This window comes from Rhodanobacter sp. LX-99, from assembly GCF_018599185.1.
In the GTDB taxonomy this organism is placed as follows: Bacteria; Pseudomonadota; Gammaproteobacteria; order Xanthomonadales; family Rhodanobacteraceae; genus Rhodanobacter.
On sequence record NZ_JAHFVL010000003.1, the window covers coordinates 542,426 to 564,409 of the forward strand.

Here is a 21,984-nt window from a genome sequence, read left to right on the forward strand (position 1 = left end):
AAACACGCATGACGCAGTACGACGGCTACACCCAGCTGAATGAACAAGGCTACGCGGTGATCCGCGGCGCTGTTTCGACGGAAGCCTGCGAGCGCGCACTGGCCGGCATTGCCGCGTTCAAGCGGAAGCATCGCGCCGCGATCCAGGGCAACGTCAACGAACACGGCCAGCTCTATCGCGTGGTGAACCTGCATCTGGCGATCGACGCGCTGGCCAGCGTGTTCTCCGACAACCAGGCACTGCCGGTGTGCGACCGCTTCTTTGATCAGCCGGCGACGCTGTACACCAGCCTGTACTACGAACGCGGCTCCGAGCAGGCGCTGCATCGCGACACGCCCTATTTCTGCACGCGCCCGGCGGACCGCTATCTTGGCGTGTGGCTGGCGCTGGACGATGTCGATGCCGGCAATGGTCCGCTGCGGGTGGTACCCGGCAGCCACCGCCTGCCGCCGATCGACGTAGCGGCACTGGCGCGCGAGCTGTTCCCCGATCCCGCCTCGATCCCGCCGATCTCCGATCCCGGCTGGAACGCGTATCAGGCCGCCGTGCAGCAACAATGCGACGAACGTGGCATGAGCCACCGGGAAGTGCACGTGCAACGCGGCGACGTGATCATCTGGCATCCGCAGATGTTCCACGGCGGCTCGCCGCACCTGGACAGGGAACGCCCGCGGCGCAGCCTGGTGATGCATGTCACTCCGCGCGGCGTTCCGGTGCACCATATCGACGTGTTCTACAATCCCGACAAGGTGCTGCCGACGAAGGCGGAATGGCGCTACTACAGGCACGGCCAACGCCACATCGCCCGCTTTCGCCAAATCGACTTCGGCCACACGCACACCATGCCGGTGCGCCGGCTGCGCTGGCCGCTGTTCTGAACGGCGTGACCGGTTGCGCTCGCCCATCCGACCCCACGATGAGGCCCCTATGAGGAACGACTCCTGATTGCCTATTTCCGATGGCGCCTGAAGCGCCTGACCTATGTGTTCCGGCGCATCGTCGGCAGCTTCGCGCTGCGTGGCGCGCGCGGCACGCTATCGCGCATTGCACAGGAGTTCGCGCGGCGGCCGGCACTCGACCCCGAGCTGCACCTGTTGCCGTTGAACGTGGACGCGCACGGGCTGGTGCTGCCTTCGCCTGCCGCACCGCGCGTTTCGGTAGTCATTCCCGTGCATGGCGAGCTGGCCCATACGCTGGCCTGCCTGCGCTCGATCATGCAGCACGCGGCGGCGGCCACGTTCGAGGTAATCGTGATCGACGACGCCTCGCCCGACGACAGCGCGCAGGTACTGGCCGGCATCGCGGGACTGCGGCTGGTCATCAACCCGCACAACCTCGGCTTCATCGGCAGCTGCAACGCCGGCGCCGCCGCGGCACGCGGCGAATTCCTGCTGTTCCTCAACAACGACACCCAGGTCACGCCCGGCTGGATGGACGCGCTGCTGCGCTGCTTCGCCGAGCGTGCCGACTGCGGCATCGCCGGCAGCCGGCTGGTCTACCCGGACGGGCGCCTGCAGGAAGCGGGCGGACTGGTGTTTGCCGACGGCAGCTGCTGGACCACCGGCCGCTTCGAGCCGCGCGACGTACCGCTGTTCCGCTGCCGGCGCGAGGCCGACTACGTCTCCGGCGCCTCGCTGCTGATCCGCCGCGAAGTGTTCCACCGCGTCGGCGGTTTCGATGCGCGCTACGCACCGGCCTACTACGAAGATGCCGACCTGGCGTTCGCGGTGCGCCGGCTCGGCCTGCGCGTGTACTACGAGCCGGCCAGCACGGCGATCCACTGCGAGGGCATCAGCGCCGGCACCGACCTCGACCGCGGCATGAAGCGCCACCAGCGGCCCAACCGGGCGAAGTTCGTCGACAAATGGACGACCGAACTCGCCGCCCAGCCGCCCGCCGGCACGCCACTCGAACGCGCGATCCACTGGCGCCGGCGCGGCCGTGTGCTGGTGGTGGACGCGATGACGCCGGAGCCTGCGCGCGACTCCGGCTCGCTGCGCCTGTGCGCGATCTTGCGCCTGCTCGACGAGCAGGGCTGGAGCACCGCCTTCCTGCCCGACGACGGCCGCGCCAGCCCGGCGGAAATCGACGCGCTCGGCGCACTGGGCTGCGAAGTGCTGAGCAAGCCGTGGGTGGCGGACCTGCCGCGCTGGCTGCGCGAGCACGGCAGCGAACTGCACGCGGTGATCCTGTGCCGGCACACCGTCGCCGGCCAGTACGCCGGGCTGGTGCGCCGGCACGCGCCGCAGGCGAAGCTGCTGTTCGACACGGTGGACCTGCACTTCCTGCGCGAACGGCGCGCCGCCGAACTCGGCGGCAGCGCCGTCATGGCCCGCCAGGCCGAAGCCGCACGCCGCAGCGAGCTGGCCCTGATCGAACAGGCCGACGTCAGCTTCGTGGTCAGCCCGCACGAGCGGGCATTGCTGGCGCGGCTGTTGCCGCAGGCGCGGGTGGAACTGCTGTCCAACATCCACGAGGTGCACGGCAGCCGGCAACCCTATGCGGGGCGCGGCGACCTGATCTTCATCGGCGGCTACGGCCACCCGCCGAACAGCGACGCGGTCCACTGGATCGCCGACGATATCCTGCCGCGACTGCGCGAAGCGACCCCCGGCATCCGCGTGCACGTGCTCGGCGACATGCCCGACGCGGCGCGGCGCGCGCTGGCCACGCCGGGCCTCGAATTCCACGGCCGCGTGGCCGAGTTAGCGCCGTGGCTGGACCGCTGCCTCGCCACCCTGGCACCGCTGCGTTTCGGTGCCGGCGTGAAGGGCAAGATCAACATGTCGATGAGCCACGGCGTGCCGGTGATCGCCACCACCATCGCGGTGGAGGGCATGCAGCTCGCCGACGGCGTGAACGTGCTGGTGGCCGACGACGCGGCCGCCTTCGTCGCGGCGGTGCGGCGGCTGCAGCGCGACGAAACGCTCTGGCAGCAGCTCTCCGCACACGGCCTCGACAATGTGCAGCAGCATTTCTCCGCCGCCGCCGCCGCCGCCACCCTGCATCGCGTGCTGGATTGACCCCGCGCGTGCCAGCGCCGATGCTTCGGCATCCCCACCGATAGGCCGCCATGTCCGCTCGCGACTTCGCCAAACGCTGTCTGTTCACCGTGCTGCGCACCGGCTTCCGGCTGACCCCGATGCCGGGCACCACGCGCGACCGGCTGCGCCAGCGTTTCCTGGACCGGCACGCGGACCTGCTGCCGCCGGGGCCGCGCGGCCAACCGGCCGAAGCGTCGCAGGCCGAGCACCGACCACGCACCCAGGCCGCCGGACGCGCGATCGGTTTCGTACCCCGGCGCAGCGGTACGCTGCCGGCGCCGTTGCCCGCCACCGTGGTCGCGTTCTACCTGCCGCAGTTCCATCCGATCCCGGAGAACGACGCGTGGTGGGGCGAGGGCTTCACCGAGTGGCACAACGTGACGCGCGCGCTGCCGCAGTTCGAAGGGCATGCGCAGCCACGCCTGCCCGGCGAGCTGGGCTTCTACGACCTGCGCCTGGCGGACGCGATGCGCCGGCAGATGCAGCTGGCGCGCGAATACGGCATCGGCGCGTTCTGCAGCTACTTCTACTGGTTCGCCGGCAAGACCCTGCTGGAAACGCCGCTGCAGCAATGGCTGGCCGACCGCACGCTCGACCTGCCGCTGTGCCTGTGCTGGGCCAACGAGAACTGGTCGCGGCGCTGGGATGGCCGCGCCGACGACATCCTGATCGGCCAACGGCACAGTCCCGCCGACGACCTCGCCTTCATCGAACACGTTTCCCGCTACCTCGCCGACCCGCGCTACCTGCGCGTGGACGGCAAGCCGCTGTTGCTGGTCTACCGCCCCGGCCTGCTGCCGGACCCGAAGGCCACCGCCGCGCGCTGGCGCGAGTGGTGCCGCGCCAACGGCATCGGCGAGATCCAGCTTGCCTACGTGCAGAGTTTCGACCGGGTCGACCCGCGCACGATCGGCTTCGATGCCGCGGTGGAATTCCCGCCGAACAACACCACGCCCGCGCCGATCACCGCGCGGCAGCGCCTGCTCAACCCGGACTACCGCGGCGACGTGCACGACTGGCGCGAGCTGGCACGGCAGTCGATGGCGCAGCCCGAGCCCGCCTACCCGCGCTACCCCGGCGTCAACCCGGGCTGGGACAATGAACCGCGCCGCAGCGGCGGCGGCCGCGTGTTCGCGCATGCCTCGCCGCGCGGCTATCGCGACTGGTTGCGGCATGCCGTCGGCGTCGCGCAACGGCGCTTCCCGGCGCAGCCGCTGGTGTTCGTCAACGCCTGGAACGAATGGGCCGAAGGCGCCGTGCTGGAGCCGGACAGCCGGCTCGGCCACGCCTGGCTGGAAGCGACCCGCGCCGCGCTGCAGCCGGCGCCGGCCGCCGATACGCGACCTTGCGCGGTGATCCACGTCTGGTATCCCGAGCTGCTGGACGAACTGGTGGCGGCATTGCGCGCCAGCGGCATCGACTGGCGCGTCGTGATCACTACCGCCGACGAACGCGAGCAGGCCGTGCGCGAACGGGTGGCGCAGCTCGGCCTCGTCGCCGAGATCGACGTGTTCGAAAACCGCGGCCGCGACATCCTGCCGTTCCTGCACGTGGCCAACCGCCTGCTCGACGAAGGCGTGACCACCGTGCTGAAACTGCACGGCAAGCGCTCCACCCATCGCCAGGACGGCGAAACCTGGCGCCGCGAACTGCTCGACAAGCTGCTCACCCCCGAACGTGCCGGCCGTATCGTGGCGGCCTTCCGCGATGACGCCACGCTGGGCCTTGTTCACGCCGAAGGCCACCTGCAGCCACTGGACTACTACTGGGGCGCCAACCAGGCCAACGTCGACTATCTCACCCGTCGCCTCGGCATTGCGGCGCCGCAGGTGGAACACGACAGCTTCATCGCCGGCAGCATGTTCTGGCTGCGCCCGGCGGCCCTGCGCCTGCTGCTGGACGCCCACCTGGAAGTGGCGGAGTTCGAGGCCGAAGCGGGCCAGCTCGATGGCACCCTGGCCCATGCGATCGAACGCGTGTTCAGCCTGAGCGCCAACGCCGGCGGCTTCAGCACGCTCAGCGCGGCCGGCCTGCTCGGCCTCGCCGAAGCGGCGCCCGGGACGTATCCGTACGCGCGACGCAGCGGCTGATCGCCATCGCTGCGCCGCCGAACCGCTCATTTCGTACGATTGTTCGATGCCGGGTAGAATGGCGGTTTCGCACCCCTGCCGGGGCGGCCAACGAGACAGGAATCGCAGATGAAAATTCTGGTCGGCTACAAGCGCGTCGTGGACTACAACGTGCGCATCCAGGTCAAGCCCGATGGCAGCGGCGTGGTCACCGACGGCGTCAAGCTGTCCGCCAACCCGTTCGACGACATCGCGCTGGAAGAGGCATTGCGCCTGCGCGAGAAAGGCGTCGCCGAGGAAGTGGTCGTGGTCGGCATCGGCCCGGCCGACCTCACCGCGCACCTGCGCAACGGCCTGGCGATGGGCGCGAACCGCGCCATCCACGTGGTCACCGGCGATGCCGTGCAGCCGCTGACTGCCGCCCGAGTGTTCCTCAAGCTGATCGAGAAGGAGCAGCCGGGGCTGGTGATCCTGGGCAAGCAGGCGATCGACGACGACGCCAACCAGACCGGCCAGATGCTCGCCGCGCTGTGGGACCGCCCGCAGGCCACGTTCGCCAGCAAGGTCGACATCGCCGACGGCAAAGCCACGGTGACCCGCGAAGTCGACGCCGGCCTGGAAGTGATCGAGGCCGAGCTGCCGGCCGTGATCACCACCGACCTGCGCCTCAACGAGCCGCGCTTCATCAAGCTGCCCGACATCATGAAGGCGAAATCCAAGCCGATCGACACGATCGAGTTCGGTTCGCTCGGCGTCGAGGCGCACGACCATCTGAAGACCACGCACTACGCGGCGCCGGCCAAGCGCAGCAAGGGCGTGATGGTGAAGGACGCGGCCGAGCTGGTCGCCGCACTGAAGCAGAAGGGCCTGTTGTAACCCCATTCACTCCCTCTCCCTCCGGGAGAGGGTGGCCGAAGGCCGGGTGAGGGTACGGGCGAAGCGCGATACCACGCACCGCCGAACCCTCTCCCCAACCCCTCTCCCGACGGGAGAAGGGCCCAAGAGAGAGACAACGCCATGAGCAAGATCCTGGTCATCGCCGAACACCTCGGCGGCAAACTCAACTCCTCCACCGCGCGCGCCGTGAGCGCCGCCATTGCGGTGAAGGGCGAAGCGATCGACGTGCTGGTGCTGGCCGACAGCGTCGACGCGATCGCCGCCGAGGCGGCGAAGATCGACGGCGTGAGCCGCGTGCTCACCGTCGCCCGCGCCGAGAACGCACACCCGCTGGCCGCCGTGCTGGCGCCGCAGATCGCCAAGGCCGCCGCCGGCTACAGCCACGTGTTCGTGCCGTCCACCACGTTCGGCAAGGACGTCGCCCCGCGCGTCGCCGCCCTGCTCGGCGTGGCCCAGGTCAGCGACGTGATAAGCGTCGAGGCCGCACACACGTTCAAGCGCCCGATCTACGCCGGCAACGCAATCATCACGGTCGAAGCCGACGCCGCCCACACCGTCGTGGCCACGATCCGCTCGGCCTCGTGGCCGGCCGCCGCCACCGGCGCCAACAGCGCACCGGTCGAAGCGCTGGCCGTCGACGCGACTCTGCCTGCGCATACCCGCTTCGTCGAGCTGAAGCAGGGCAGCAGCGATCGCCCCGACCTGCAGAGCGCCAGCAAGGTCGTCTCCGGCGGCCGTGGCGTCGGCTCGAAGGAAAACTTCGACATCATCTTCAAGTTCGCCGACAAGATCGGCGCCGCCGTCGGCGCCTCGCGCGCCGCGGTGGACGCCGGCTACGTGCCGAGCGACCTGCAGGTCGGCCAGACTGGCAAGATCATCGCCCCCGAGCTGTACATGGCCATCGGCATCTCCGGCGCCATCCAGCACCTCACCGGCATCAAGGACGCCGGCACCATCGTGGCGATCAACAAGGACGGCGAGGCGCCGATCTTCGAAGTGGCCGACTTTGGGTTGGTGGGGGATCTGTTCAAGATCATTCCGGAGCTTGAGGCGGCACTGAACTGAGTGGTGCCATGAGCCCTCCCAGATGCTGGGAATCGAGGCTCACGGCCATGCGGCCTCGGCTTTCTGCATTACACGGCGCTTGCATTGCGGTCTTATCTGAACCGGCGAGGAAATCCCTCGGTCCGGGCGGTTCGTTTACCATGGATGACCAGTTCGCATAGGGATGGGAAATTCAATGAAACCAGAAGGGCTCATATTGCGGAAACCGGTGGTGACGCAAATTGTGTCGGATCTGCGTGGAGCAGATGCCGGGCAAATCCGCCTGGAGGCAACACGGCGATGGGCGTGATACGCGATTGTGCCCGACTGCTCCGACGCACACCCATACATCCGCAGTGGCTGTTAGGCCGACGCCAGATCCCCGGCGGTCTCATAAATGCAACTGGCGTGATTCTCGACATCGGTGCAGCCGACCGATGGATCGCTGCCCATCTGCCTGAAACAGCGAGTTACATCGCACTGGATTATCCGGCAACCGGCAATGAGTTTTACAACGCAAGACCGGATATTTTCGCCGATGCCTGCCATCTCCCTGTCGCTGATGCTTGCGTCGATGGCGTCGTCTGTCTCGAGGTGATTGAGCACGTTCCGGATCCTGCTCTGGCGGTCAAGGAAATAGCACGCGTATTGAAGCCAGGCGGTCGCGCCTGGATTTCCATGCCATTCCTCTACCCCGTGCACAACGAACCCTTCGATTTCCAACGCTATACCGAATTCGGCCTGCGCAGAGACATGGCGCGCGCCAAACTGGAAGTTACGGATCTGCATCGATCCGGTCATGCGATACGTGCAGCCGGCCTGGTTATGTGCCTGGCAATCGCCGGTGGGGTAGATACGAGGCGCGGAGTCCTGAAGGCGATTCTGCTGCCGGTGGCCCTGGTCGCGATTTTTACCACCAATGTGGCCACTTGGCTCCTGTCATTGGCCTGGCCTGACTGGGACAACATTTCCACCGGACACCATCTGGAAGTGCGCAAGCCGTGTGAACCGGCCGTCACTACCCCGGACCAGGCATAGTCCAACTGCGACAGCTTGCTGCCGCAGCCCGATTGCCTTTCGAAAAACCATGCGGCAGCCGGCACAATGCCACCCTGTCCGGCTGTCAGACATGAATGCCGTTTCATACACCATGCCATGCGTGACTTGAGCCATATGGATTCCACGTTGGATACAAATCAGATGTCATTCATGCTCAATCGATTTCCTCGCTGCGCTGAAGCTCAAATCGGCGACGGACTGAAGTAATGCGCGTATTTCTGGTCAGCACCATGTACCCACGCGATGCCGCCGGTTGGCGTGGCGTATTCATCAGAAACATGGTTTACGCGCTGGCGCGCGCACCTTCCATCGAACTGGCCGTGTGGGCACCACCCGGTGAACTTCCCGAGGGAGTCATCAAGGCCTCCACTCCAGCGGAAGCGCAGTGGCTTGGAAAGCTCGTCGACCTTGGCGGCATCTCGCACATGATGCGGAGCGGCGGCATCCGGGCGCTGCTCGCACCGATCAAGCTGCTACTCCTGCTCGCAGCAGCCTATCGAAGGCACCCGGATACGGACATCTACCACGTCAACTGGCTGCAGTCCGCGCTGCCACTGCCACGCGACGGCAAGCCCGCCCTCATAACCGTGCTGGGCAATGACCTGAGGCTGCTCAGGTTGCCATTCATGCGCCCCCTGCTTCGCAGGATGATGCGCGGGCGCAAGGTGGCCATCTGCCCGAACGCCGAGTGGATGCGCGATCCCCTGCAACATGCATTCGGCGATGTCGCCGAGATCTGTCCCGTTTCGTTCGGCATCGACCCGGTCTGGTACGCCATAGATCGCACACCGGTCGCCAATCATCCCAAGCGCTGGATCGTGGTTGCGCGTCTTACCATGGACAAGCTCGGGCCGCTGTTTGACTGGTCATACCCGCTCTTCAAGGACGGTACGCGTGAGCTGCACTTGTTCGGGCCCATGGAGCAGGACATCGATGTGCCCGATTGGGTGCACTACCACGGCCCCGCCGCGCCGGCGCAATTGGCCGAAGAATGGTTTCCTCACGCTTGCGGACTGGTAACGTTGAGCCGCCACGCCGAAGGACGGCCACAGGTGATGCTGGAAGCCATGGCTGCAGGCCTGCCGATCATTGCCTCCCGTATGCCGGCGCATGCCACCGTCGTCGTCGACGGAGAGACAGGCCTGCTGTGCGACTCCGAGGAAACCTACGGCAAAGCACTGAGTATGTTGGAGGACGAGGCCATCAATCGTTGCTTCGGGGAAGCGGCGCGCCATCGTGTGACCGAGGAACTCGGTACGTGGGACGACTGCGCAAATCGTTATCGGCGCATCTATACGCGCCTGCTTGAGGGAAGGAAAGATGACTAAGGCGGTACTCATTCTCGGCGGAGGCGGTTTTGTCGGGCGCAGCCTGACACGAACCTTGGCCCTGAAGGGCAAGCCGGTCATCACCGTCAACCGCAGCACGCCGGGATTCAAGCATCCCCTGGTTGAATCGGTAGTCGGCGAATTCCGGGAACCGGAAGCCTTCACCTCTTTGCTCACACGCAGCCATACCGTCGTGCATCTTGCTTCGACATCCACGCCGGGCACGTCCGCGGCGCAGCCGCTGCAGGAGGTGAATACCAACCTGTACGTTACCGCTTCCTTGCTGCAGGCACTCCAGAATCACCCTGGCGTGGAGCTTTTGTACATGTCCTCCGGAGGTTCGCTCTACGCGGATGCCTCCGGTTTGGCATCCGACGAAAGCGCGCGTGTCCACCCGCGCTCGTATCACGGCGCAGCCAAGCTCGCTTCGGAACACCTCATCTCTGCCTGGTGCGACCAGTTCGACGGCAAGGCCACCATCCTGCGCCCTTCGAACATCTATGGGCCAGGCCAGCCCGAACGCCCAGGTTTCGGCGTTATTCCGGCCGCCTTTGGCAAAATTCTGCGCAACGAGACACTCCACGTATGGGGCGACGGATCCGTCCGTCGCGACTATGTCTATATCGATGATCTGGTCCGACTCTGCACCATGATTCTCGATACTTCCATGCCCAAAGGCACGGGGATCTTCAATGTCTGCAGCGGCACCAGCATCAGCCTCAACGAGCTCTTCGACGTCATGGAAGCGGCTACAGGCAAGCCATTGCATCGCAGCTACGATGCCCGCAGAGCTGTAGACGCATCGTGCATAGCCATGGACGCTGCACATGCGGCAAAAGTCTACGGCTGGCACCATCAGACGTCCCTGAAAGAAGGCCTGACACAGACATGGGAGTGGATCAGCCGTGCCATGTCCTGACATGGAACGCATCATCGGGAACGGATACCTTCTCGTGAACGCCTCGCACGGGAACAACCTTCCGTGCCGTCGCCCGGGTGAGCAGTCACCGCCCTTGCCATGCTCACGCCGGAACACGCAACCACACGCTGCGGGACGCAATCCTGCCAGACCCTCAGCGGCACGGCACAAGGAATCTGCAAAAGGCATATGCCGAGCATGAAGCGAATACTGAAAGGCCTTGGCCTCCTGCTGGCACTCGTGGCCGGCGGCTATTTCGTGGTCTATGCGCATCGCGCCTTGGCTGGCAAGGATCTATCCGCGCTGCTCGACAGTAGGGTACTTGTTGCCACGGGTTGCCTTACCCTGCTCTACACTCTGTCCATTCTGACAACGGCTCTCGCCTGGGCCAGGCTGTTGCGAGCCATGCAACAGCCTGCCGGGCTTGCACGCCTGCTACCTATCCTGGCCACCACTCAGTTCGGCAAATACCTCCCTGGCAATGTAGCCCAGCACATAGGACGCATCGCATTGGCACGCGGCACGGGCGTGCAGATGTCGCCGGCACTTCTCTCCGTAGCCTACGAACTCCTGCTGGCGCTGGTCGCCAGCGCGCACATTGGCGCGCTCACCCTGCTGTGGGCACCTCCAGCCGCGCTGCTGCAGCTGCAAATAACCCAGTACCGGGTGCCGTTGCTGATTGTGGTGACTTTAGGCGCACTGGCCGCATTGCTGCTTGCGCCGCGCATTGCCATCTGGGTGACCCGCTTGCGAAACCCCTCACCCAAAGAAGTCATAGCCGCGCCGGCAAGATTGCACCTCGATCCGGCAACGGTCGGTAGCTGCTACGCGCTGTATGCGAGCAGCTTCGTCATGATTGGCTATGGCCTCTGGCTGGTTGCCGGTTCGTTGACGCCTGCTGGCGCGTTGATGCCTGGCCCGGTGTTCTTCATCGGCGCATTCGCCAGCAGCTGGATCCTCGGCTTTGTCGCCCCCGGTGCACCGGCCGGCCTTGGTATCCGAGAAGCCATGTTGAGCGCCTGGCTCAGCGGGGTGCTGCCCCCCGTGGAAGTGGTCCTGCTTGTTGTCGCACTGCGCATAGCCACCACCCTCGGGGACCTGGTCAACTTTATCTGGGGGAGTGTGGTCATGTTTCGGCAGCGCAATGGTTGATATGGGAAGGCTCGCTCGTTTGGCGCGTCCAAGCAGAGATCGCGCCCGAGCAACCCCAGAAGAGCCGCTGCCTTCGATCACGCGGCACGCAACCTGGAGGCTTCCCGAGTCAAACCGCCCGAATGCTATCGTGCCGCACGACTCCAACAATCTGAGACGTGACCGAACTCCGACACGTATGCGAACCTTGCTCCAAGGACGACTATGAAACTCATCATCCAGATTCCATGCCTCAATGAATCCGAGACCCTGGCGATCGCCTTGGCGGAGCTGCCACGTGAAGTCCAAGGCTTTGATTCGGTCGAATGGCTGATCATCGACGACGGCTCGACCGACAATACGGCGGAAGTCGCTCGTCAGAACGGTGTCCATCACGTGGTGCGCCACCCGGTGAATCGCGGCCTCGCGGTGGGTTTCATGTCCGGCCTCGATGCATGCCTGAGGCTCGGCGCGGACGTCATCGTCAACACTGACGCCGACAATCAGTATTGCGGCGCCGATATTCCCAAGCTGACGGCACCGATCCTGGCCCAAGAAGCCGACATCGTCATTGGTGCCCGACCGATCGAACAGACCGAACACTTCTCCTGGATCAAGAAGAAGCTTCAACGCCTTGGCAGTTGGGCGGTACGTGTGGCCAGCAAGACCGATGTTGCGGACGCCCCCAGTGGCTTCCGCGCGATGTCCCGCGAAGCGGCCATGCGCCTCAATGTGTTCAATGCCTATACCTATACGCTGGAAACCATTATCCAGGCCGGCCAGAGCAATCTGCGTATCGTCTCTGTTCCAATTCGTACGAATGGCGATCTGCGGCCGTCGCGCCTGGTGAAAAGCATCAGCAGCTACGTCCAGCGCTCGCTGGTCACGATCCTGCGCGTTTTCGTGATATATCGTCCACTTGCTCTGTTCTTCTATGCGGGATCGGTCTTTCTTCTCACCGGGGCAGTCGCCGGTATCCGGTTCCTCTATTTCTATTTCGACAATGGCGGAGAGGGCCACGTTCAATCGGTCATTTTTGCCTCCTTGTGTATTACGCTCGGCATGCTGTTCAGCATGATGGGGCTAATCGGCGACCTGATCGCGACCAACCGCAAACTGCTGGAACGAATCGATATTCGTCTCCGGCACTTGGAATTCGGAAGCAGCGATCGTAATCATGTAAATATTAAAAATGGTTAATGGCATGAATATGGGCACCGACTCAGAGCGCTCAGCGAAAGCGCTTTCTCTCATTTCTTCCATTTTTTTTGGAGTGTTGCTGTCCCTGCTTTTTATAGGGACAGCCAAGGTAGCGATTCATTCGGCGCCATCGTTCGATGGCGGAATGAATCTGGAAGTTGCCAGCTCCATCGCCAAGGGCGAAGGCTATCGCCGCTCCTACGCGCAGCGCGACGTTTTCCCCCACGAGATACAAACGGGCGCTCCATACATCCTGCCAGCCGCCGCCGTCTTCAAGATTTGGGGTATAGCCATTCCGCAAGCACAAGTAGTGAACATCGCCTACTTCGCCCTACTCTTGGCAACCACCTTTCTCTTGGTGAGGCAGAGAGGGAGCCGGACGCTTGCACTCTTCGCAGCCTGCACTGCTGCCGTTGTGCCTGGAATACTGGAATTCGGTTTCAGCGGCTATGGCGAAATACCGGCTATTGCCTTGGTTTTTACTGCTACTACTATCTTCTACAACGAGCGAAGCAAGCGACCACTAGCCGCGGCATTCGTGGCAGGTGTGCTTCTCGCGCTGGCCGTGATTACCAAGACGGTGATGCTCATCGGGGCGGGTGCCCTCTGCCTTTGCGTCATCCTGGAGTTGGCATTCCCTGCAAATGGCCAGCGGGTGCCGCATGTAAAGAGAGCGGGGGCACTGGCAGCCGGCGGCACACTCGCCATGATTGCAATGGAGTTATGGAGAGCCGTGGCGCTGGGTGGCGCCGATGCCTGGGCGAACTGGTGGGCAGAGGAAACGTCGGGAATCTTCCGGCAGGCGGGTGTCCAAAGTGGGCTTACGGATACAACGACGGGCCTGCTCGGAAAACTGAGTTTGCACCTGCATCATCTGAGTCAGGATTATCGATTTGCCATATGGGCCACCATCCTATGGCTTGTACTCCTCGGCTTCGCCGGATTAGCAACGCTTTTGCGTTCACCCAAGCAGGCAGGCAAGTGGAGCACACTGACCATCCTAGTTATCGCCATCGTCTACATGGCGTGGTGGCTGCTAGTGACGCCCACAGCCAAAGCGTGGCACCGGCGCATCATCGACGGCATGATCTGCGCCAATGTCGGGATGATCATGTTTGTCGCTACCTGGTCCAGTGATTGGCGTAATCGTGCGTACGGCAGACTGGCCAGGATGTCAGCCATATTGATCACATGCCTAATTCTCAGCCTTCCACTGGTATGGCTGGTAAAGGGTTCCCGAGCGCTCGTCTACGCCAGCACAAATCTTGATGACAATCGCGCGCTCCTACACGTGGTCCAAGAAGTGCGAGCGCTCCCGAAGAACGCCTACATCTTCGGTGTCGGCTGGTATTCCGCCCCAACCGTCTCCCTTCTCGCGGAGCGGCTCATTCTGGATTTCAATGACATTCCCGTATCGCGCCTGGAAACCGGACGGCCGGTCTATTTCGTGCAGGAACCGGGTGATTCCACGGACTATCTTGGGCGTGTTCGATCGACCTACCAGCTACCCGAAGCATCGCCGGGCAGCTATGCCTTATTGGCAGCCACCTCACTGACACCCTCACAACTCGTCCCTCAGCACGATAAAGTTCGTCGCTACATTAATGCCTCCGATAACTACAGCTACATGCACGGATTCAATGAATCCGAAGGTAGCAATGGTCGATGGCTCAGTGACGACAACCTCGTTCTGCTGACACCCACGGTGGGCGATCATTTCGAACTGGTTGTCTATACGCTTCCGCAAGCCTCGTATTTGTACGACAGCGCACCGAAGATCATAGTCAGCTTCAATGGCTGCGCCGCACCGGCCCAGGACAGTATTCCCGGAAACATGTCGAAGCTGATCTTCCCAATTCCAGACAACTGCAGCATCACGCCGAGCCAACCCGTCAATGTTCGTATCGAAGTCGATAACCTTATTGACGCTGCCATAACGCGCGACCCGCGTTCGCTCAGCGTAGTTGGAAAGGAGCTCGGATTCGTAGGACCACAGCCTTGATTTCGAACCAGCGTCGACCGCCGAAAAAGCAGAGAGTCAAGCCGCAGGATCGCATTCATGACGCCGTTCCGCCACTCTCGCCGACAAACGGCGCCGAAATCTCGGCCCATCATTTCTTGTGATCAAGCTCGCTCTGCAGACTCAATGCCCGTTATGCCCGTGCAACGAATCCCGAATAGTAGAAGTACGTCGGCGCCGACACAAAGAGGCTTGCCGCTTGAGCCAAAACTCCCGCAACAGGCATCGTTGTCCGGCAACGAAGGTAGATTCGATCCCCAAAGTCCGTTGCATACGCATCGGATCGAAACTCTGCGACGATGGCGAAGTGAACCGTCCCGACTTTCGCGGAGACTCCAACTCTTGAGAGGATGGAGCGAAGAAAACCTCGAATGAAGAAGGCCCCTGTACTCTCCGTAGGTTCGCGAGCGAGCCGTACGCAAAGCATCGCGCTTGACTTCATCGAGCCAGGCCGGTCGATGCAGAGCGGTTGCATCGAACGATTCAACGAAGCTTCCGGCGCGGCGTGCCTGAAATGCACGTCTTCCGCAATCTCACCGAAGTGTATGAGCAGGCCGAGCGATGGATTGCCGACTACAACAGACGGGATCTCCTATGATTGCCTCGACGGGCTGACGCCCGCCCGTAAGCTCCCCCGTCAAGCGGACACTTCAAAAGTAGAACCACTGGCGACCTGTTGGCGGTACTCAGCGGGCGTCAGGTTACCGAGTGATGTGAGGACGCAGTCCGTTGTAGTCGATTATCCACCAGTAAGCTGCCTCGCGCACATCCTCACCTATGCTCATCGAAACCACTGCGATCGAAAGCGTGAGCGCCAGGCTAGGCATCGATCTGAATGACGATTACATCGCGCGTGCCGTAACAAGTATTATGCCGCGGACCGGTACCGTGACATTAGCGACACCCAGCCTACAGCGGCAAGCATTGCATGGACGACTTCAAAATGAACGACGATGTGCCTGACCAGATTGCGACCAATTTCACTCTGGACGTTTCCATCGTGGTGCCGGTGTATGGTGGCAGCGCCGCCTTGCCTGAACTGTGTAGCCGTCTGGATGCAGTGATGCGTAGGGCCGGACTCGATTACGAAGTGATCCTGGTCGACGATCGCGGCCAGGCCGAAGCCTGGAGCGCCATCAGTGCGGTTGCCGCCCAGTATCCACAGTTGCGCGGCCTGCGCCTTGGCCGGAATTTTGGCCAACACGCGGCTACCATCTGCGGCATCTCATACGCTCGCGGAAAATGGGTCGTCACAATGGATGACGACCTTGAACATCCGCCCGAATCCGTTCCCACCTTGCTAGCCACCGGCGACGACGATCACCCGTTGGTATACGGCGTCTTCGAGAAGCGTACCCATGCGACCTATCGCAACCTGAGCTCGGAACTGATGCGCCGCATGCTCAAGCGCGCGTTCCCCGACCTCAACGAGGACTACTGCTCGTTTCGCGCTATCCACGCCCCGTTGGCCAAACAGCTCGATCGCTTCGGTTTCAACCGCCCCTACATAGACGGCATGCTGTCCTGGCTGACCTCGTCGGCACGCAGCGTCAGCGTACCGCATGAACAGCGACAGCATGGTGAGAGTACTTACACCATACACAAGCTCCTTTCACGTGCAGCCAACATCTTCGTCACCTTCTCCTATCTGCCACTGCGCATCGCCACGTTCAGCGGCGCCGGACTGGCGTCCCTCAGCTTTCTGTATCTGCTTTATGTCATCTACGGCAAGCTGAGCGGCAGCATCATCGATCCAGGTTACGCCTCGCTGATGTCCGTGATGCTGTTCGCCTGCGGCATCCAACTGCTGATACTTGGCGTGGTCGGCGAATACGTGGGCCGACTGATGGGGGCAACATTCCGACGGCCGGTGTATGTAGTGGACTGCGACACGAGAAACCAGCAGCCAAAACCTTGAACCCCATCACCTCCGCCCCAACGCCAGCCGATGAAATGATCTACCGTCCTTTGAAGATTACGTTGTCCAATCTCCGTCGCTCATCCTCGAACCGCGCACGGGCAGGCGAGATGCTGCGCTTCCTAGTCGGAGGGATATTGAATGTCGCCGTTGGCTATGGCAGCTATCTGATACTGCTGCACTGGTTCCGCTACGAGGTGGCATACGCCATCGCGTATGTCCTGGGCATCGTCGTGTCGTATGTATTCGGCGCGCTCTACGTGTTCCGCCAGCCCATGCGTTGGCGCTCAGCACTGCGTTACCCACTGGTATATCTTTTACAATTCCTGCTGGGCTTGATCCTGCTCAGGATTCTGGTCGAGCTGGTGCACATGCCCCAGCAGTTTGCGCCACTGGCCGTCGCCGTGCTCACCATACCGGCTACATTCCTGGCGTCGCGAACCATCATTCGTACGAATTAAGCATTGTTCGATATCTCGACGGAATCACGATGAACAAGTCAGTCAAACCCGAGTTCGACCAGTATGCCAAGGGATACACTGATCTTCATCGCGCCAGCATACGAGTCAGCGGTGAGGATCCCGCTTTTTTTGCGGCGTACAAAACCACGTACATGGCCGCATGGCTCGGGGATGGCGTCTGCGCTGGCTCGTTTTCAATTCTCGATTTTGGCTGCGGCGTCGGCAATACCATTGATCACCTGCGCCGGGCGTTTCCTGCAGCGTCGCTGCAGGGTGCCGATCTGTCAGGCGAAAGCATCCGACTTGCCACCGAATCCCATGCCCGCCAGGCAACATTCCGTACCATCGAAAACGCTCGCCTTCCGCACGAGAACGAGAGCTTTGACGTCGTCATGGCAGCCTGTGTTTTTCACCACATTCCGCCTGCCGAGCGTACACACTGGATGAGCGAGATCAGGCGGGTATTGAAGCCAGGCGGTCACGTTTTCGTCTTCGAGCACAACATGCTCAATCCGCTGACACTGAAGACGGTTCGGGATTGCCCCTTCGATGAAGACGCGATACTGCTACCGCGTTCTGAATTGCTCGGCCTGGTCCGGCACGCGGAATTCGATAGCATTTGTTGCCGGTACATCGTGTTCTTCCCGCGCCCACTCTCCTTCCTGCGTCCACTCGAACCGGCCATGGGCTGGATACCGTTTGGCGCACAATACGTCGTTCACGGCACCGCCAGCCGGGTTTGCGCCTGATGAGCGCGTGCATGCGCTCGATAAACGCGACAACCTCGACGGCGACGAACGCCGACGGATTTACCCGGTGTTCGTGTATTGACGCGCAGCACACCGTGCGATGCGCGCCCGGTTAGAGCTTCGCCTCGATGACGATCAACGTGTAGGGAATACGCAGCAGTCCTGTCAAAATATAGCTTTCTGACTTCTCGAACACTTTTGCAACCAGGGCTTTCCATTCCGGCTCGGTACGGACGTTCCTCCCGCGATCCTGCTTGAGCACCCAGTGAGCCAGCGGAGCTTGGCTGATCAGAAAGCAGGCCTCCAGACAGACCAACCTGCCACTGGGCGCCAATGACGCGCGCGCAAGTTTCAGCGCAATCAAGGCCTCGTTGTCGTCGAGATGATGCAGCAATCCGTTGATGACGACCAAATCAGCCCCCTGCATCTGCGCGGGGAGATGGTCAACATAGTCTTCGGCTACTCCTACCAGGAACATCTTGTCTGGATCGCCCGCGAATTTCACACGCGCACTCGAAATGTATTCGTCGCTGATGTCGAAACCGACATACTTCACGCCCGCCGGAAGTAAATGCACGATGCTACCCGGGCCACAGCCGATATCTACGACCTTTTGGCCTGCCCGGGCTTGCCAGAAACGCTCGCTGACCCATCTTCGCGCCTTCGTGGCACCGACAAGATCCTGAAAAACGTTGTAGACCCAGGGAAACGTGAAAATGTGCTTGATGCCACGATCGTCTTGCACGGAAGTTCCTCCTGCATCTGGGGCGCTGCCTTGGACACTCTCCTTCAACCGGTACCCATGCGATACGTTCGATCTGGATGCAGGCCACGCATTCAATCGCTTTTCTTTTTACCATCATTGCCGGCCTTGTACCCTGACAGTACCGGCTCAGCAGCCACGGGCATCAACGCCGGCAGATACCGATGCCGCCGCTGTACCTTCGGCGAGAACACGTTGAGCCGATTTTGACTCAGTAGTTGAGTGAGCTCCCGGCGTTTCGCGAGCGGCCAACGACACACTGGCAATTCCGGTGCGCACGTCCGGACATGTTCGGGATTCCTGGTTAGGTCGTCGACCTGGTGCGCCATGCTGGCGTAGTAGGCCACCAGGTAAGGCCGCACCTGCCATTCGTGCCTCGACATGAGAATTTGCCCAGCAAGCAGCACCACGCATCCGGCCGTTGGCAACCACATGCCCAGAATGTGCTGTCGAGAGGAGGGTTGAAGCGTTCCGTTGATCGAACCCGCCCACATGAGCAGTAACGCGATTAGATGCCCCCCGTACAGTAAAACGTAACGCGGCTGATTCAGATAGTCGTTGCCGGCAGTCGCTACACGGCCCAGGATGATGCCGGCCACCCACCCGTATGAAACCAGCATCAGGCACGCCGCAACGAAAACCGCGCGATTGTATTTGCCACGAAAAGCCGTTCGCCAGAACCATAGATGTGCCGCGAACAACAGCACGCCCATCGCTATCTGCACCGTTGGCCAAGCCTCGACATGGATGAATCGTGTCGGGCTCCGATAAAATACTGGCAGCGTCAGCGGTAACACCGCCCACATCCACCAACCCTTGTCCTGAAAGTGCGGGATCAGTAGCCCCAGCCGGGACGACAGCGGTACCTCATGCATTCCGCCGACAATTGGTACATTGATGTAGCCGATCCTCACCAGCACGGTGCACGCGACGATGAAGGCCAAAAGCTTCCATGTCGACCGATCCCTCTGCGTTGGGTCGCGGAGTTGCATCAGCAGCAAGGCCACCACAACGGCAATGACGGCGATCAGTGCACTATCGTCACTGCTAATACCCAGCAAGAATGTGATCAACACCAATGCTACGTAACGCCGTGTGCGGTGAGCGTGCCACACCACGAGCACGAACAGCAGGATAATCAGGCTGGTGACGTTTTCGAGAGCTACCAGCGGCCAGGTCCAGATGGCTGCGTCCGCGTTTAATGTAAACAGTACTGCACAAATCGCGGCCCATGCGAGATAGCGAAAAATATCACCGCGATCATTGCGCTGCTCCGCCACAATGACCATAAAAAAAACCAGCGCGCAGGCCGCGGCAGCGAACACGCCGATCACAGCCCCGACTACAAAATCCAGATCAAAGTAACGCCATTCGAAAAGCAGCACTAGCTTGAACAGTGGCTGCGAGTGATCCGCCCCCATACGTCGGACGAAAAAGTCACCCAGACCGAGGCTGCCGTTGATCGCCTTGCGCAGAAATACATCCAAAAAATACCACGAGTCGTCGCGAATGACCGGAGAGGAAGCGCGCAACACAAAATAGAGTGCGTTAAGCAAGAACAGGACCGCCACCACCCACGCCAACACGCAAGCGACGTTCCGGGTTGATGACAACGCTGCCAAACGATGATTGCCTTTCTGCATCAAACTCACTGGACATGCCACCTGTTGTTATACGAACGCATAATCGCCAAGCAAATTGACACAGCCGCATACACATCGGGGCGGCTCGACTTGAGGAGCACTTATCCGGGTTGCCTCCCCTACGTCGAACCACTTCGTGATAGTCGCCATGAGCGGTTCAAACGTGGCAACGACGTTATGCTACACCACGATATTGGCCGCGGGAGCGGCCACTATGACACTGCGGCTCTAAAGCCGGCCCCTACTCAAAAAGCAGGGGACATCGGCCTACAAAGACGAACATGTTCGTGCCCTGCGTGCAAGTGTGTAACTGGCGCAGCCTCTGGCTGCACCACAACCTTAAAGGTTATTCCGCTCAACGATTACTTCTCCGGAAGAGTCACCTCTGGTACATGAGCAGTCACAAACTGGCACCATCCGGTTCGTAGCCAGTAGGCGAACTGTAGCGACACCACATCTCCGGTTTCGCGATAGTGCGCAAGCAAGTCATTTTCGAAGACAGGCATGCGAATGATGGCTTGCGCATCCACGATCAGCCCTGCACCTTCGAGGTAATGGAGTATGTCCGTCCTGCTCGGCAGATCCTTGTGCGTTCGATCATCATGGAAATTAGCAGTTATATACGCGAAGCCTACCTCCGAAAGCTCCTGGCTTGTTGGGCAGTACTGCGAATCATGCGAAGGCCATTCAATATAGACTCGCCCACCCGGCTTGAGGCGTGAAGCGCACCAGCTTACGTATGCACCTCGATCTTTTATATGTTCAATGAAGTGGGATGAATAGATCGCATCGAACTTCTTTCCGCCCAATTCCGGTAATTGTTGATCCCAGTTTCCCAGCTCGTACCCATCATATTTATCGAAGGCCGCCCCCTTCTCGAGCGAGTATGCGAACAGCTTTACATCCAGTCGTTTCGGGGCTGGCCAATGCCTGAATACTTCAAGGCCGCCATCACCCGCACCCACATCAAGCATGGCCGCACTTGCAGGAAGGGTTTTAAGAAAGATTGCGCGCGGATGTTGCGCATGGTAACGCTCCAGTACGTCCCTAACAGGGTGAACCGGCTCTATCTCCTGCGTAAACCACTGCATTATGGACTTGAATTCGTTGCTCACCGGCACGGTCTCCATGGCTCAAGCGTCGCGTTTCATTATTGGATTTTCTGTTCGACTCAGGTACTCGATGACTCTGCCGAGCGCCCCCGGCTTACTTGAATCGACCAAGAACCCTCTTGGGACTCCCGCTACCGATGCGGCGAGAAGATCACTTTCCTTGTCGCCAACCATAACGGATTCCCCCAATGCCAGATTAAAAAGATCGCTGGCGACCGTGAACATCCCAGGCGCTGGTTTGCGACAATCACACTTTATGCGTAAAGCGCCCAGTCCAGCTTCGGGGTGGTGCGGGCAATAAATCGTGGCAAGAATTCCCACGTTACGCATTGCAAATTCTTCATGCATCCATCGCGTGTAATCGAGAAAATCCGACTCACTGTAGTAGCCATGAGCTATGCCTGCCTGATTGGTGACCACGACAAGCGCGTACCCTGCGTCACGTGCGACCGCGCAGAGTTCAAAAATGCCCGGCACCCATTCAGTTTGTTCGATCGTGTGCACGTATCCGTGATCGACATTGATGACGCCATCGCGATCCAGAAACAAAACACGGCGTCTCGCCTGGCCCATTGCGGGTTGCGGTCCACCCGGAGCATAGATGCCTGGCTTCGGCTGGGTGCTCAT

18 protein-coding genes and 2 pseudogenes are annotated in these 21,984 nt (G+C 61.5%); 15 read left to right on the forward strand and 5 right to left on the reverse strand.

The window, feature by feature from the left end; translation table 11 throughout:
• Positions 1-8 precede the first annotated feature (8 nt).
• The 12 genes and pseudogenes from KK131_RS16500 to KK131_RS17690 all read left to right on the forward strand — a co-directional run.
• Positions 9-878, forward strand: a complete 870-nt coding sequence (locus tag KK131_RS16500) for a phytanoyl-CoA dioxygenase family protein (protein WP_214557801.1) — start codon at positions 9-11, stop codon at positions 876-878.
• Between the two features lie 105 nt (positions 879-983).
• A complete protein-coding gene (locus tag KK131_RS16505) occupies positions 984-3,023 on the forward strand; it encodes a glycosyltransferase (RefSeq protein WP_345777270.1) in 2,040 nt (679 codons plus the stop codon).
• Between the two features lie 50 nt (positions 3,024-3,073).
• Positions 3,074-5,134, forward strand: a complete 2,061-nt coding sequence (locus tag KK131_RS16510) for a glycoside hydrolase family 99-like domain-containing protein (protein ID WP_214557802.1) — start codon at positions 3,074-3,076, stop codon at positions 5,132-5,134.
• A gap of 108 nt (positions 5,135-5,242) precedes the next feature.
• A complete protein-coding gene (locus tag KK131_RS16515) occupies positions 5,243-5,989 on the forward strand; it encodes an electron transfer flavoprotein subunit beta/FixA family protein (protein WP_214557803.1) in 747 nt (248 codons plus the stop codon).
• 141 nt (positions 5,990-6,130) lie between these two features.
• Entirely contained in the window at positions 6,131-7,075 is a 945-nt protein-coding gene (locus tag KK131_RS16520) for an FAD-binding protein (protein WP_214557804.1), read from the forward strand.
• A 279-nt stretch (positions 7,076-7,354) separates the two neighbouring features.
• Positions 7,355-8,092, forward strand: coding sequence for a class I SAM-dependent methyltransferase (locus KK131_RS16525; RefSeq protein ID WP_214557805.1), 738 nt, complete (start codon positions 7,355-7,357; stop codon positions 8,090-8,092).
• A 227-nt stretch (positions 8,093-8,319) separates the two neighbouring features.
• Positions 8,320-9,441, forward strand: a complete 1,122-nt coding sequence (locus tag KK131_RS16530; protein ID WP_214557806.1) for a glycosyltransferase family 4 protein — start codon at positions 8,320-8,322, stop codon at positions 9,439-9,441.
• Positions 9,434-10,360 (forward strand): NAD-dependent epimerase/dehydratase family protein, encoded by a 927-nt coding sequence (locus KK131_RS16535; RefSeq protein ID WP_214557807.1) that lies wholly within the window; start codon positions 9,434-9,436, stop codon positions 10,358-10,360. The genes KK131_RS16530 and KK131_RS16535 overlap by 8 nt, the downstream gene beginning before the upstream one ends.
• A gap of 198 nt (positions 10,361-10,558) precedes the next feature.
• Positions 10,559-11,512, forward strand: a complete 954-nt coding sequence (locus tag KK131_RS16540) for a lysylphosphatidylglycerol synthase domain-containing protein (RefSeq protein WP_214557808.1) — start codon at positions 10,559-10,561, stop codon at positions 11,510-11,512.
• Positions 11,513-11,716: 204 nt separating this feature from the next.
• Entirely contained in the window at positions 11,717-12,691 is a 975-nt protein-coding gene (locus KK131_RS16545; protein ID WP_214557809.1) for a glycosyltransferase family 2 protein, read from the forward strand.
• 4 nt (positions 12,692-12,695) lie between these two features.
• Positions 12,696-14,693, forward strand: coding sequence for a hypothetical protein (locus KK131_RS16550; protein WP_214557810.1), 1,998 nt, complete (start codon positions 12,696-12,698; stop codon positions 14,691-14,693).
• Between the two features lie 407 nt (positions 14,694-15,100).
• Positions 15,101-15,334, forward strand: a pseudogene (locus KK131_RS17690) (integrase core domain-containing protein); the annotation flags it as partial.
• Positions 15,335-15,348: 14 nt separating this feature from the next.
• On the opposite strand, the pseudogene KK131_RS17695 reads toward KK131_RS17690, so the two are convergent.
• Positions 15,349-15,484 (reverse strand): annotated as a pseudogene (locus KK131_RS17695) (integrase core domain-containing protein); the annotation flags it as partial.
• Between the two features lie 155 nt (positions 15,485-15,639).
• Between KK131_RS17695 and KK131_RS16555 the strand changes: the two are divergent.
• The 3 genes from KK131_RS16555 to KK131_RS16565 are packed head-to-tail and all read left to right on the forward strand — an operon-like array spanning position 15,640 to position 17,839.
• Positions 15,640-16,629 carry a glycosyltransferase family 2 protein gene (locus tag KK131_RS16555; RefSeq protein WP_214557811.1) on the forward strand — a complete coding sequence of 330 codons (990 nt, stop codon included), beginning with the start codon at positions 15,640-15,642 and terminating at the stop codon, positions 16,627-16,629.
• Positions 16,626-17,090 carry a GtrA family protein gene (locus tag KK131_RS16560; RefSeq protein WP_214557812.1) on the forward strand — a complete coding sequence of 155 codons (465 nt, stop codon included), beginning with the start codon at positions 16,626-16,628 and terminating at the stop codon, positions 17,088-17,090. Before KK131_RS16555 ends, KK131_RS16560 begins: the two co-directional genes overlap by 4 nt.
• A gap of 29 nt (positions 17,091-17,119) precedes the next feature.
• Positions 17,120-17,839 (forward strand): class I SAM-dependent methyltransferase, encoded by a 720-nt coding sequence (locus KK131_RS16565; RefSeq protein WP_214557813.1) that lies wholly within the window; start codon positions 17,120-17,122, stop codon positions 17,837-17,839.
• 112 nt (positions 17,840-17,951) lie between these two features.
• Here KK131_RS16565 and KK131_RS16570 read toward each other — a convergent pair whose 3' ends face one another.
• From KK131_RS16570 to KK131_RS16585, 4 genes are all read right to left on the reverse strand, one after another.
• The gene (locus tag KK131_RS16570; RefSeq protein ID WP_214557814.1) at positions 17,952-18,584 is read right to left on the reverse strand and encodes a class I SAM-dependent methyltransferase; all 633 of its coding nucleotides are present in this window, start codon (positions 18,582-18,584) and stop codon (positions 17,952-17,954) included.
• A 92-nt stretch (positions 18,585-18,676) separates the two neighbouring features.
• Positions 18,677-20,245 (reverse strand): hypothetical protein, encoded by a 1,569-nt coding sequence (locus tag KK131_RS16575; RefSeq protein ID WP_214557815.1) that lies wholly within the window; start codon positions 20,243-20,245, stop codon positions 18,677-18,679.
• A gap of 362 nt (positions 20,246-20,607) precedes the next feature.
• Positions 20,608-21,360: a methyltransferase domain-containing protein gene (locus KK131_RS16580; protein ID WP_214557816.1), complete on the reverse strand. Its 753-nt coding sequence runs from the start codon at positions 21,358-21,360 to the stop codon at positions 20,608-20,610.
• A gap of 18 nt (positions 21,361-21,378) precedes the next feature.
• Positions 21,379-21,984, reverse strand: coding sequence for an HAD family hydrolase (locus KK131_RS16585; RefSeq protein ID WP_214557817.1), 606 nt, complete (start codon positions 21,982-21,984; stop codon positions 21,379-21,381).

Coding starts and splice junctions, on each gene's coding strand:
- KK131_RS16500 (WP_214557801.1), top strand. CDS start 9: ATGACGCAGTACGACGGCTACACCCAGCTGAATGAACAAGGCTACGCG.
- KK131_RS16510 (WP_214557802.1), top strand. CDS start 3,074: ATGTCCGCTCGCGACTTCGCCAAACGCTGTCTGTTCACCGTGCTGCGC.
- KK131_RS16515 (WP_214557803.1), top strand. CDS start 5,243: ATGAAAATTCTGGTCGGCTACAAGCGCGTCGTGGACTACAACGTGCGC.
- KK131_RS16520 (WP_214557804.1), top strand. CDS start 6,131: ATGAGCAAGATCCTGGTCATCGCCGAACACCTCGGCGGCAAACTCAAC.
- KK131_RS16525 (WP_214557805.1), top strand. CDS start 7,355: ATGGGCGTGATACGCGATTGTGCCCGACTGCTCCGACGCACACCCATA.
- KK131_RS16530 (WP_214557806.1), top strand. CDS start 8,320: ATGCGCGTATTTCTGGTCAGCACCATGTACCCACGCGATGCCGCCGGT.
- KK131_RS16535 (WP_214557807.1), top strand. CDS start 9,434: ATGACTAAGGCGGTACTCATTCTCGGCGGAGGCGGTTTTGTCGGGCGC.
- KK131_RS16540 (WP_214557808.1), top strand. CDS start 10,559: ATGAAGCGAATACTGAAAGGCCTTGGCCTCCTGCTGGCACTCGTGGCC.
- KK131_RS16545 (WP_214557809.1), top strand. CDS start 11,717: ATGAAACTCATCATCCAGATTCCATGCCTCAATGAATCCGAGACCCTG.
- KK131_RS16550 (WP_214557810.1), top strand. CDS start 12,696: ATGAATATGGGCACCGACTCAGAGCGCTCAGCGAAAGCGCTTTCTCTC.
- KK131_RS16555 (WP_214557811.1), top strand. CDS start 15,640: ATGGACGACTTCAAAATGAACGACGATGTGCCTGACCAGATTGCGACC.
- KK131_RS16565 (WP_214557813.1), top strand. CDS start 17,120: ATGAACAAGTCAGTCAAACCCGAGTTCGACCAGTATGCCAAGGGATAC.
- KK131_RS16575 (WP_214557815.1), bottom strand. CDS start 20,245: ATGCAGAAAGGCAATCATCGTTTGGCAGCGTTGTCATCAACCCGGAAC.
- KK131_RS16585 (WP_214557817.1), bottom strand. CDS start 21,984: ATGAGCACCCAGCCGAAGCCAGGCATCTATGCTCCGGGTGGACCGCAA.